Here is a 12,448-nt window from a genome sequence, read left to right as displayed (position 1 = left end):
CTTAATAGCCTATAATTGTGTTATCTACTTCGTTATTTTACCACTGCTTTAGCGCAAGGAATCTTGTCATTATGTCTACTTCTGCGACCACTAGCTACCAGCCAGCAACTGAATTTCATCCTATTACGATTAGCTCATTTAAAGCTTATGATATTCGCGGTGAGCTTGGGGTCAATCTTGATGAAGATATTGCTTACCGTATTGGACGTGCCTTTGCGCAGATTTTATATCAGCGTTATAGCGCCGCTAATAGCTCAACTGAACTAAAAAACTTAAAACCTGCCATCGTTATTGGTAGTGATATTCGCCATTCAAGCGAGCAATTAAAACAGGCGACCCTTAAAGGTATTATTGACGCGGGTGTTGATGTCATCGACTTGGGCATGAGCGGTACCGAAGAGGTGTATTTTGCCACCAGTGATTATCAGGCATTAGGCGGTATCGAAGTCACTGCCAGTCATAATCCTATTAATTATAATGGTCTAAAATTGGTAAAACAGCATTCAAAACCCATTAGCGCCGATGATGGCTTAGCAGAGATTCAAGCATTGGCAGAATCAGGGCAATTTAATACTAGTAACCAATCAGGAAAATTACAGTTATTAGACGATAAAAGCGCTTATGTTAATCACGTCATCAGCTTTATAGATACTGATAAGCTCAAACCGCTTAAACTGGTTATTAACTCCGGTAATGGCAGTGCAGGCCCTGTGGTTGATTTATTAATTGATAAACTTGCACAAGCTGGCGCACCCATTGAAGTGATTAAACTGCATCATACGCCAGACGGTAGCTTCCCCAATGGCATTCCCAATCCTATGATTGAAGCCAATAGAGTGGCTACCCAGCAAGCAGTTTTGAAAAACAAAGCCGATTTGGGCATTGCCTTTGACGGAGATTTTGACCGCTGTTTCTTATTCGATGAAAGTGGCGAATTTATTGATGGTAGCTATGTGGTAGGGATGCTGGCGCAAGCGTTTTTAAATAAATATCCAAATGAATCCATCGTCTATGATCCCCGAGTAATTTACAATACCGAAGCAGTCATCGAAGAACATAATGGCAAGGCAGTCATCAGCAAGTCTGGACACTCATTTATCAAACAAGTCATGCGCGAGTCAGGCGCAGTCTATGGCGGCGAGATGTCTGCTCATCACTACTTCCGTGACTTTTTCTATTGCGACAGCGGGATGATTCCATGGCTTTTGACCATTGAGCTATTATCTATTACTGGTAAGACATTGTCTGAGTTGGTCACTGGCTATATCAAAGCTTATCCTAGCTCAGGTGAGCTAAACTTTCGTCTCACCACAAATGATGCACCAACTATTATTAGCGCTATTGAAGATAAATTTAGCGTCGAGAACCCAAGCAAATCGATGCTTGATGGCTTAAGTCTCGACTTTGGGGAGTGGCGTTTTAACTTGCGTGCATCAAATACCGAGCCGCTGATTAGGCTGAATATCGAAACTCGTGGTGATAAAGATTTATTAGCTGATAAGATACGAGAAATAAAGGAATGGCTTGGAGCACAAGGTGCTGTTTTAGCTTAAGGGTTTTTTGCGGAAAAATGTGAATTTAAAAATAAGCGCCTGTTAACATAGATATTAACAGGCGCTTTTTGTTGTTTAATAAAACTGTTTAATAAAGCAGGTTATTTAGCACGACCAATACCCATATAACCACCTACCAAACGCTCAATTTGCGTGCAGGTTAATGCGTTTTGCGCATCAAAAATAGGTTGCGCTGTCTTATTAATTTGGTTCACATCTAAGTCACTATTTAAAGGCCAGCTCATGATAAATAGCGCTTGTGTATCAACCAATGGCGCATAAGCATCGTTAACTAACTCTAATAAAGGCTGCTGACCGTATAGCGTCTCTAGCTCAGTCTGCGCTTTCTCACTATAGACCAGTGTCTTAATATTATAAGACCATAGCAGCGCTAATAGGGGATGGATAGCAGACCCTACAGTACGCCCTGACCCTGACTTATAACTACCACCCCAAATCATCACGGTCTTGTTATCGATAAAGCCATCAAAATATTGCCAGAATTTACGGAATATCAGCTCTTTTTGATCTTCGTTAATATGTATAACGGACTGTAGCAGTGGCATATCCACACGGCTCGCCTGCCCTGACTGCTGCAATTGCATGAGCTCAGTAGGTAGAGTATTACCACCAAAGCCCCAGCCCGCTTGCAGGTAACTACTGCCAACGCGATCATCCAGACCCATGATGTGACTGACTTGCTGGATATCAATATCATGGTTATCGGCAAGACGCGACATCTCATTCATAAAGCTTACCCGCGTCGCCAGCATACTCATAATACTGCTACGGGCAAACTCTATCGTAGCGATATCCGCATAATGACGAGCACGAGCTTGTTTTATCAAAGGTTGCAACGCACTTAAGTGCTGGCTACTGCTATCTGCTGTCTTTTCACCAAGTAGCCACAAAGAAGGATTCAACATCGAGCTATAAGCATCACCGTCTTGTAAGAATACAAACGGTATGTAGTATACCCACGCACGTTGCAAGCGTTGGGCGAGTGCTGAGATATGCCCTAATTGCTCAATGCCACTTATAATCACAGGCAACGTCTGCTGATGGCTATGATTGAAAGCGGTAATCCAGCTCTCCTCCAACCATACTGACTTTATACTGTCCAAAAATAACCAATAAAGCGCCACTTCTGATCTTTGTTCGCGGGCGCTATCATTATCATTATGATGAGACGCTTCACCTGTTATTTCATAGATCTGCAACAGATTATCAGCACTGCTTGGTAACGCTCGACTGATAATCTGTTCTTGCTGGTCATACATTTGCCATAGCGCCTGCAAATGACGCTCAAAGCTATATTGCTGCAACTGCTGCTCTAGCATCTCTAAGTCTGCATATAAATGTACAGTCTGACCTAAGCTTGCCAGCACCACGGCACTGGTAATGGCTTCGATACCATGACCAACGATGACACAGACTTTTGCTTTATTATTAATATTATCGGCATGGCTTAGATTAACAGGCATCTTATATCCTTTTAAATTCTTATATCCTTTTAAATATAGTCAAAGCAATTATAAACGGGTACGGTGTTAACCTCGCTTGCTGTACTAGTGTACTATCTGCGCTCGGTTGCCTATTACTCATTTTGGACTACTTCGACTATACGATCGGCTTGCTTTACAAACAATACTGCTAGCGTAGGCGAGATTTTTGTGTAGTAGGCTGGGTTTTTAACCCAGCATTTTGCTTTTGCAAGATTTAAAAGCTGGGTTAAAAACCCAGCCTACGATAGCTTCATCATTAAACCTAAAACAACGTTAAGAGAAGCGCTTGATGTGCTGTAAGAGCTGATCGGTAGAGGTATCAAATTGACCACTGTCCTCTTGCTGCATCGCATGATGCACCGACTCAGCCATCTGCTTACCCATCTCTACGCCCCACTGGTCAAACGGGTTAATATCCCAAATGCTGGCCATGACATAAACCTTATGCTCATAGAGCGCAACCAACGCCCCTAAGCTATGCGGGGTAAGCTCGTCGATAAGTAGTGTCGTTGACGGCTGATTGCCACGGTAGTATTTGTATTTATCCGCCTCAGAAACAGTCTGCGCGTCAGCACCTGCAACAGCGGCATTACCGAAGGCCAGCACTCGGCTTTGCGCTAGACAATTCGCTAATGACAGCTCATGCTGCTGCTGCAAAGAAGCATTGTGTACCTTATCACTATAACGACGCACACAAGCGATAAAGTCGCAAGAGACCTGCTGCGTCCCTTGGTGTAGCAACTGATAAAACGCATGTTGGGCATTGGAGCCAATCTCACCCCACAGAATCGGACAGGTATCATAGTCAATATGATCACCGTGCTGAGTAACCGACTTACCATTACTCTCCATCTCAAGCTGAGTCAAGTAGCTTGGCAGATAGCTGAGACGACCATCATAAGGCAGTACGGTATGAGCATTCACCTGTAAAAATGTACTATTCCAAACAGCTAGTAATCCTAATAATACTGGCAAGTTTTCTGCAAAATCAGCCTGCGCAAAGTGCTCATCCATACTATGAGCGCCAGCCAATAGCGCTTTAAACCCCGCCATACCAATACGAATAGCAATAGCGAGTCCAATCGCTGACCATAAAGAAAATCGACCACCGACCCACTCCCAAAGCTGCAGCTGATGCTCAGGATGAATACCCCAAGCGCTCATCTTGTCACCATTAGCCGATATGCCAATAAAGTGGCGACGTAACACACTGTCTTCCGTACCAGCGCGCAGCTTGGCGGTAGCAAGCAGCCATGACAGTGCTGTCTTAGCATTAGACAAGGTATCAATGGTACCAAAGGATTTGGAGGAGATAATAAATAAGGTGGTTTCAGGGTTTAAGTGCTTGAGCAAATTATCAAGCTGGGTACCATCCATGTTCGAGACGAAGTGCACTTCAATATCGGTATCCGCCCACTCATCAAGCGCGGTGGTCGCCATCAGTGGTCCAAGATCAGAACCACCAACCCCGATATTGACGACATCAGTGATAGCCTTGCCTGAAAATCCACGCCATGTGCCACTACGAACGCGCTCAGATAATCTGGCTACTTGGGCCAGACTATGATGCACATCCGCAACTACATTTTGCTCACCAACTTGTAATGTTGCGGTCTCCGGCAGTCGTAGCGCCGTATGCAAGGCTGCACGCTCTTCACTGGTATTAACCATCGCCCCTTGTAAGAGCGCCTTAATACGAGCCGATAAATCACAGCTATCAGCCAAACTTAATAAATTAGATAATACCGTCTCATCGATACACTGTTTGCTATAGTCCATATATAAAGAACCAGCTTGGGTACTAAAGCGCGTGGCACGCTCATCATCTTGCGCAAACAATGTCGCAAGTGACCATGACTGCGCCGCTAGCGTTTGCAACTGTTGCCAATACTTAGAGTGGCGAGCATTGTTATAGACGCTATCGCCCTTGATATTATTCATTAGTGTTATTACCCATCAGCTATTCATCTTCTGCTAATTGATGCTGAGCAAAATAGATAAATGCTTGCATATATGAGCGCATATCGCCTGCATCATAGCTATCGCCGCGCATCGTCGTCACATTGACCCCATATTCGCTAATCAGTGCGTCAATGGCATCGGTCAGCTGAATCTCGCCACCGACAGAGGCTTTGGTATTAGCTAGATAATCAAAGATATGATTGCTAAATACATAGCGACCAACCACTGCTAAATTTGAAGGTGCTTCTGCTAAGCTGGGTTTTTCTACAAAGCCAGCGACTTTAAAACTGGCATTAGTATCTGTTTTATCATCGATATCGCTCACTTCGCTAAATGCTTCATGTAATTGAGCAATACCGTATTTATGTACATCTTCATCAGCGACCTTATCTACCAATATTTGTGAATGACTATCCTTAGTAAAGGCATCAATCATAAAGGCTAAATTATCAGCAGACATATCAGTGGTAAATGGATCAAGGACGACATCCGGTAATAGGACGGCAAAATCATGCGCGCCTATGATGGGACGTGCTGCCAATACCGCATGACCTAAACCTAGCGGCTTACCCTGACGTATCATTGATACCGTCACGTCGTCTGGTAGCCAGTTTAGGCTGTCAGCCAGCTCGTCCTTACCTTTATGACGCAGTTGGTTGTCCAGCTCGACATTGATATCGAAGTAGTTTTCAATCGCACTTTTTTGTGCATGGCCGACTAGTACAATATGCTTGATACCGGCAGCGATCGCTTCTTCAACCACATAATGAATGGCAGGGCGATTACCTAAAGGTAACAGCTCTTTGGGCACTGATTTAGATAGCGGCAGCATACGAGTGCCAAAGCCTGCGACAGGGATAACGGCGTGGGTGATATTTTTCATATATGTTTGGCTATATTAATAAGAAAAGTGAGTTTAAAGTTAAATCGATAAGTTAAAACAGTAAGCAATCATCCGTAGATGACGATAGCTCAATAAAGCTTAGGCTTCATTATAACCACTCGGATTCATGTTTTGCCAACGCCAAGTGTCCTGACACATCTCATTAATTGACAGTTTGGCTTGCCAGCCCAGTAGCGCTTTTGCTTTATCAGCACTGGCATAGCAACTGGCAATATCCCCTGCACGGCGGGCAGCAAATTGATAAGGAATAGGCTGTTTAGAAACTTTGGTAAAAGCTGCAACTAAATCTAAGACAGAGGTGCCTTTACCAGTCCCTAAGTTAATAGGCAAAAATCCTACTGAACTGGTTGTGTCCGAGCTACTTTTAGAGCTGGCTTGTTGCTGTAAATAATTCAGCGCTGCGGCATGACCTTGCGCCAAATCAGTGACATGGATAAAGTCACGTACACCAGTACCATCTACAGTAGGATAGTCATTACCGAAAATACTGAGCTTTTCAAGCTTGCCTACCGCTACTTGCGAGATATATGGCATTAAGTTATTCGGAATATCGTTAGGGTCTTCACCGATCTGTCCTGATGGGTGAGATCCTACTGGGTTAAAGTATCTTAAAGAAATCAGATTCCAGCTCTTGTCTGATACTGATAAGTCTTCTAAGATGTGCTCGACAGCAAGTTTGCTTTGTCCGTAAGGATTGGTACAGGAACGCGGTGAAGTCTCGTCAATAGGTAGAGTTTCAGGATCGCCATAGACAGTCGCAGAGGACGAAAAAATTATATTCTTGACGTTATACTCCATCATGACTTCTAGTAAAGTAATGCTGCCACTGACGTTATTATTATAATATAGCAATGGCTTGGCAACAGACTCACCGACCGCTTTTAGTCCAGCGAAGTGAATCACGCCAAAGAACTGATGGTCGGTAAAGACTTGTCTGAGCCTCTCAGCATCGCGAATATCTCCTTCAATAAACTCAATCGGCTGACCAATAAGAGTAGAGACACGGTTGATAGCTTCACGACTACTGTTAGATAGATTGTCATATACTACAATATCATAGCCTGCTTCATGCAGCGCAATACAAGTGTGAGAGCCAATATAGCCTGCACCACCCGTGACCAAAATTGTTTTATTCATAATGTTACCGATAATTTCCAATTGGCTGTTCTAATTAAGGTTTCATAGGTTATTTACTAGACAACTAATAATAATTTGAGACAGTTTTATCAACCGTTGTCATTTAATAGTAAAGTATAGCGTTGAACACATCTTGCACTTATATTACGCATTACCTATGAGAAATTGCTATCATCTAAATACCAACTACTCTATCTTATAATTCTAAAAAGGGTAATATATGTCCAATAAAGAAATACTATTCGAAGATGACCATATTCAAGTCATTTATGTTAAAGAACCTAGTGAAGATATTGTCATCACTTTTAGCACATTGACTAAGTTTGCAGATGGTAGCTATGTCTTTGCTGAACGACCCTTAGTCAATTTGGGATATAGTATAATTGGTTTTGTAGCTAAGAGGGGCAACTGGTACCCTCACTCTAGTGTAGAGTTATCTTTTGGTAAAATTTATTCAATAATAGACAATTATAGAACTATCATAGGCTATGGAGGCTCTATGGGTGGCTATGCGGTGTTAAAGTATTCAAAATCGCTAAGAATGTCTAAAGCCATATCATTCATACCTCAATACTCTATAAACCCAAAGGTAATCAAAGATGAAAGATATAATAGCTATTATAAAGAAGATATTAATCAAGACATGGAGATAACGACAAATGATATCAGTTCCAGCTGTAAGTATCAGCTCGTTTTTGACCCTTACTTTGGGTTAGATACTCAGCATATAAATATGATTAAGCCCTTATTAAGCGATGTAATTATAACTCGTTTAAAATTTTCCGGACACGGCGCTGCGTACATTCTTGCAGGATCAAATCTATTAAATAGCTTTTTATCTAATGAATTAGATAACGTTCATTATAATAAATTAGTAAGACAACATAAAAAAGAAAATATATTCTACTTCAATTATCTGTTTGATAAATACTATAAGCGTCATCCGTTACTTTTCTATAAATTATTCAATGGCATCAGTGATGCTAATAAATCAAAACTAAATTCTAATATCTATAAAAACTTAATCAACAGTTTGATACTAAACGGTTTTGATATTAATTCTATTTTCTCAAAGCGGAGTTTTTCAAGCTAGTTGTCACCATCAAGCCCAATTAAGCAGCTTGTAATCTCATCTTTTCTGGCTCTTTTGCAGGATTCAATGTCGTCGGACCCACAGGCTCGCAATCTCTCACCTCTTGACTGCCCCAACGTATTGGATTTTGAGCTTTAGCTTGCTGCATCGTCAGCTTACGTTTTGCCAGTATTTCCTTATCCTCACCCGTATGGCGCTGACTCGGCGTCACAAAGTTCAGCTGACTGTGTTTGTGCTCATTATTGTACCAGCGCGTGAAGCTCAGCACCCAGTCACGAGCCGCCTCTAAGCTTTTAAAGCCTTGGGTGGGCCAACTAGGACGATACTTGCACGTCTTAAACAAAGACTCTGCAAAGGGGTTGTCATTACTCACACGCGGTCTGCTATATGACGTCACAACGCCTAATTCATAGGCCTTCATCCTCATAGTTTGCGCCTTCATCGGTGCCCCATTGTCTGAGTGTAATACCACACCGCTATGTAGCGCCTTTTCACGGATGAGGGTACGCTCAAGCAGCTGAGCTGCTAATACTCCTGACTCACAATCATACACCTCCTGACCGACAATCTTACGGCTATAGACATCCTCTATCATGTACAGGTAATAGAACTGCCCCCGTACGGGACTTGGCAAATAAGTGATGTCCCAGCACAGCACCTGACCTGGAGCGGTCGCAGTAAAGGTTTGTGGTGCCTTTGATGCGCTAGGGGCTAAGCGACGACCTCGATGGTTGAGCTGATTATGCTGCTTAAGTAGTCGGTAAAAGGTAGACTCTGAGCCATGATATATGCCTTCATCAAGTAAGGTGGGTACGATTTGGGTGGGCGGTAGACTGGCAAAGCGGGGCTGATTGCAGACGGCTATAATGGCGGCTTGTTCCGCTACGCTCATCTTGTTAGCCGGTACAGGGCGGATAGCTTCAGCACGCTTATCTTGCTGCACTTGAGAATCTTTATACCAGCGCCGATAGGTACGCACGCTGATGCCAACCTCACAACAGGCAGGGTTGAGCCTAGCGCCTGCTTGGGTGGCGTCTTGTATCCATTCTATATATTGGATGCGCTCTGGGAGTGAGGTTAGTCGTCCTCGGGTTCGGTCTCCCAAAACGCATCCAGCTTTTTTCTGAGCACCAGTAAGGCGGCGGTCTCAGCCAAGGCTTTTTCTTTTCGAGCAAGCTCTCGGGTGAGTTGCTTAATCTGCTTGCGGTCTGTCTGCTGTTGACGCTTGTCTTTAAGGCTCTGTTGTTTGCTGCTGCTAAAGCCCTTAAGAGCGTCAGTGCGCCACGCTTTTATTTGCTCAACATAGAGACCTTTACTACGGCAGTATTCGCTAAGCTCGGTCTCGGATAAGCCGCCTGTTTCGATGACGGTGGCAAGTTTGGTCTCGCTTGACCAGTTATCAGGAGTACGTTTATTTGTCGGCATGGGCTGACCTTGTTCTCTGGCGTGATTGCGCCAATTATACAGGGTCTGAAGACCGATGCCTTCCTCTCTTGATACTTGAGCCACGCTTAGGTTTAATGGGGGTTGCAGTTTGCTGAGTATGGCTTGTTTACGTTCATTACTATATCTTGGCATGATTGGTCCTTGTGCCCCCCATTTGGATTAATATTTAGGGGTGACAACTATCCTGCCATAGGGGGAAAGTATCAAAGCCCAATACCGAAAAAATTTATTAAAACTCATTCTGGAAGCCTATTATCTTTCAATTTGCTTTCGAATAAAATCAGTAACTATGACTATAAATATATTCTAACCTATCCTAATATTATTAAAGTAGTTTTATTCCATGAGAACTATATTTATACATTAATAGATGGTCACAAATTCATTATTGACTATAAAGATGGTCGTGAACAGTTAATCAATTATGACGAGAGTATAGACAACATAGAAATAGCTGTTTTAGAGTTACCAGATGGTAAAATCACTATACGAGAGCATGATAATTATTTGACCTCTAAACCTGATTGTACATGTAGCTTTAGTACTAAAAAGGTTTTAAGATGGGAAAAGTATGAATTGACGTCAATCTATATTTAATTGCTATAGTCCGTTACCTCTAAAATTCTAATGAGCGTGGAAAATTAATTATAATATAAAATCCAAACGCACGCTAAAAAGCCAGTATCTATTAATGAAATATTGTAATTATATTCGTCCAATTCTCAAAGGTTATCATCATCATTATCAACAGCCAAAAAAACGTTTAGCATTGATAGTTGGTATGCTTCCGTGGAAAGAAGTTGTCGGCGACTGGGTGTTCGAAGCATCTCATATACAAATACAGAGACACTTTAGTGAACGCTACTTTCGTTTACTACTTAAACCATTCATCAAGCGCGTCAATCCTGTTATTTATATCTGGGGTTATAAAGCGCCTGATTATTTCATTGACTATATACGTGAACTAAATCTTGATGTGTTTTTTTTAGAGGATGGCTTTATTCGTTCAGGTCCTAATGATGATAGCAGCACTCCGCCATTATCTATTGTCATGGACAGTCAAGCGCCCTACTTCGATACCACTCGACCGAACGATTTAACAGATTTAATAACTAACTTTGACTTTGATCAGGGTAGCTATGATGAGGCATTGGCACAAGAAATGCTGGACTATTACGTATCCAAACGTGTGAGTAAATATAATCATCAGTCCTATGTGGATGTCGCACCAATATATAGGGTTAAGAATAGCAAGCGAGTGTTGGTATTAGGACAGGTACCACATGATGACTCATTAAAATATGGTGGCGGGATTGGAATTACACTGCTTGATGTTGTGAACAAGGCGATTGAAGAAAATCCTGAGGCGCAAATAATCGTGAAACCACATCCAATGACCCTTGATGATCCGTCTATCGTCATTACGCTTACTAAACTAGACTGTCTTATCCTCACTCAATCCATTCATTTAGTAGATGCTTTAGAGACAATTGATCATGTTTATACTATTACTTCGTTAGGTGGATTTGAGGCTTTATTAAGAGGCAAAAAGGTCACAGTGTTAGGGAGACCATTTTATGAAAAATTATGTTCGAATATCTCAGATCTGGGACAGACTAATAAGCTAAGAGCATTCTATGCTGTAAACAACTACCACAACTGCCTGTAACTACTACTTTTCTTTAAGAATGATTACTTATAATAACGCTCTAACATAGTCATTAAGCGTTCATGATAATCAGGGAGTTTATTCACCTCCTCACTCTTAAAGTCATTAGCGCAAAAAGAATGCGGTGAAGCATTTTTTTTCTTTAAGTTTAATAGCTTCTCATAACGTGTGACTGCATGCCTTGAACGTATGTTGAAGTAGTAGCAGATATCAACCTTCTCGATAGCTTTAGATTCACAGTACAGCAACCAAGGCACTAAAAAAGAGGCCATATTAAGATCGTTATGACCACGAAACTTATTAGGTAGAAAGGCTCTAATATCTTTTTCAAATAACTGCCATGCGTGTTCATACCCTGATTTTTTTAAAGGGAAATAAGTATGAACAAGCGGATTCTTAATATTATACGGATAATGTCTTTTAAGTAGCTCAATACTTCTTAAAGACGCTTTAAGTGTCGGTGTTTCCATTCCTTTTTGCTGCATGTTATATAAATTCTTAGTCGAAACAAATAATGAACTAATATTATTAGCAGAAAAGAAGTGCTCTTTAGGTAATTCTTTCGCGACGAAAACATCGTCGTTAAAATAAATGAAGTCTTCTGATAAATCAGGTATACGATAAAGAAAAGCTTCAATCACATGCGAATTAAATGTCGGCAGATACTGAGGTTCAATAATCTCAGTATGATCGACGATAGTGACTCCCTTTACTTTGTTTAGCCAACTTGGTACTTGGTTATCGGTAATGATATATATATTTCTTACCCAAGGTAAATATTTTTGGACTGCTTTGACCGAATAGTATAGCTCATTATGGTTATCAAAGCGGGCACTGTCCGTAGCATACTGACCTATGTTTGAACGTTTACTATTGGCTTTGTGATGCTCATACTTCTGCTGCCATGCTTTGTCGGTATTATCTACCCAAGTAAATACAACATCTATAACCATATCATCAGGCATATCTACTGTATTAATGTTGGAATACTCTAAAAATGCAGTTTCAACAGCTTCATCTATACCAAGCTCAGTATTGGTAACAGGATAACGTTTGTTAAAATAATCGCGAAAAAAGACTCCAGGATTGTTCTTAAACTTTTTAAATTTACGTTTATATGTATCATGATTATTTAGTACTTTAGATATCATATCTCTATACAACCTATGTAAAAAAGAG

9 protein-coding genes are annotated in these 12,448 nt (G+C 41.5%); 3 read left to right on the top strand and 6 right to left on the bottom strand.

The window, feature by feature from the left end; translation table 11 throughout:
* Window positions 1–71: 71 nt before the first annotated feature.
* Window positions 72–1,553 (top strand): phosphomannomutase/phosphoglucomutase, encoded by a 1,482-nt coding sequence (locus AK825_RS00680; RefSeq protein WP_068033793.1) that lies wholly within the window; start codon window positions 72–74, stop codon window positions 1,551–1,553.
* Between the two features lie 101 nt (window positions 1,554–1,654).
* Here the strand turns inward: AK825_RS00680 and AK825_RS00675 are convergent, their stop codons facing one another.
* From AK825_RS00675 to galE, 4 genes are all read right to left on the bottom strand, one after another.
* Entirely contained in the window at window positions 1,655–3,037 is a 1,383-nt protein-coding gene (locus AK825_RS00675; protein WP_068033791.1) for a UDP-glucose/GDP-mannose dehydrogenase family protein, read from the bottom strand.
* A gap of 294 nt (window positions 3,038–3,331) precedes the next feature.
* A complete protein-coding gene (gene pgi / locus AK825_RS00670; RefSeq protein ID WP_068033789.1) occupies window positions 3,332–4,999 on the bottom strand; it encodes a glucose-6-phosphate isomerase in 1,668 nt (555 codons plus the stop codon).
* 19 nt (window positions 5,000–5,018) lie between these two features.
* On the bottom strand, window positions 5,019–5,903 hold the full coding sequence (locus AK825_RS00665) for a UTP--glucose-1-phosphate uridylyltransferase (protein ID WP_068033787.1): 885 nt from the start codon (window positions 5,901–5,903) through the stop codon (window positions 5,019–5,021).
* 99 nt (window positions 5,904–6,002) lie between these two features.
* A complete protein-coding gene (gene galE / locus AK825_RS00660) occupies window positions 6,003–7,061 on the bottom strand; it encodes a UDP-glucose 4-epimerase GalE (protein WP_068033785.1) in 1,059 nt (352 codons plus the stop codon).
* A gap of 220 nt (window positions 7,062–7,281) precedes the next feature.
* On the opposite strand from galE, the gene AK825_RS00655 reads away from it, so the two are divergent.
* Window positions 7,282–8,154 carry a hypothetical protein gene (locus tag AK825_RS00655; RefSeq protein ID WP_068033782.1) on the top strand — a complete coding sequence of 291 codons (873 nt, stop codon included), beginning with the start codon at window positions 7,282–7,284 and terminating at the stop codon, window positions 8,152–8,154.
* 19 nt (window positions 8,155–8,173) lie between these two features.
* Here the strand turns inward: AK825_RS00655 and AK825_RS00650 are convergent.
* Window positions 8,174–9,732 (bottom strand): IS3 family transposase gene (locus tag AK825_RS00650; protein ID WP_149038738.1). Its coding sequence is split into 2 segments (ribosomal slippage): window positions 8,174–9,267 and window positions 9,267–9,732, totalling 1,560 coding nucleotides; the frame shifts between segments, so codons are not numbered across the junction.
* 649 nt (window positions 9,733–10,381) lie between these two features.
* Here AK825_RS00650 and AK825_RS00635 point away from each other — a divergent pair.
* Window positions 10,382–11,269 carry a capsular polysaccharide biosynthesis protein gene (locus tag AK825_RS00635; RefSeq protein WP_158511260.1) on the top strand — a complete coding sequence of 296 codons (888 nt, stop codon included), beginning with the start codon at window positions 10,382–10,384 and terminating at the stop codon, window positions 11,267–11,269.
* A 23-nt stretch (window positions 11,270–11,292) separates the two neighbouring features.
* Here the strand turns inward: AK825_RS00635 and AK825_RS00630 are convergent, their stop codons facing one another.
* Window positions 11,293–12,420, bottom strand: coding sequence for a stealth family protein (locus AK825_RS00630; protein ID WP_068033773.1), 1,128 nt, complete (start codon window positions 12,418–12,420; stop codon window positions 11,293–11,295).
* Window positions 12,421–12,448 lie beyond the last annotated feature (28 nt).

Source organism: Psychrobacter sp. P11G5, assembly GCF_001593305.1.
Taxonomy (GTDB): domain Bacteria; phylum Pseudomonadota; class Gammaproteobacteria; order Pseudomonadales; family Moraxellaceae; genus Psychrobacter.
Note: the sequence above shows the minus strand (reverse complement) of the source record. Positions and strands in the feature narration are given on the sequence as shown.

Bases quoted from the DNA above. Each gene is read 5' to 3' on its own strand.
- AK825_RS00680 (WP_068033793.1), top strand. From the start codon at position 72: ATGTCTACTTCTGCGACCACTAGCTACCAGCCAGCAACTGAATTTCAT.
- AK825_RS00675 (WP_068033791.1), bottom strand. From the start codon at position 3,037: ATGCCTGTTAATCTAAGCCATGCCGATAATATTAATAATAAAGCAAAA.
- pgi (WP_068033789.1), bottom strand. From the start codon at position 4,999: ATGAATAATATCAAGGGCGATAGCGTCTATAACAATGCTCGCCACTCT.
- AK825_RS00665 (WP_068033787.1), bottom strand. From the start codon at position 5,903: ATGAAAAATATCACCCACGCCGTTATCCCTGTCGCAGGCTTTGGCACT.
- galE (WP_068033785.1), bottom strand. From the start codon at position 7,061: ATGAATAAAACAATTTTGGTCACGGGTGGTGCAGGCTATATTGGCTCT.
- AK825_RS00655 (WP_068033782.1), top strand. From the start codon at position 7,282: ATGTCCAATAAAGAAATACTATTCGAAGATGACCATATTCAAGTCATT.
- AK825_RS00635 (WP_158511260.1), top strand. From the start codon at position 10,382: ATGCTTCCGTGGAAAGAAGTTGTCGGCGACTGGGTGTTCGAAGCATCT.
- AK825_RS00630 (WP_068033773.1), bottom strand. From the start codon at position 12,420: ATGATATCTAAAGTACTAAATAATCATGATACATATAAACGTAAATTT.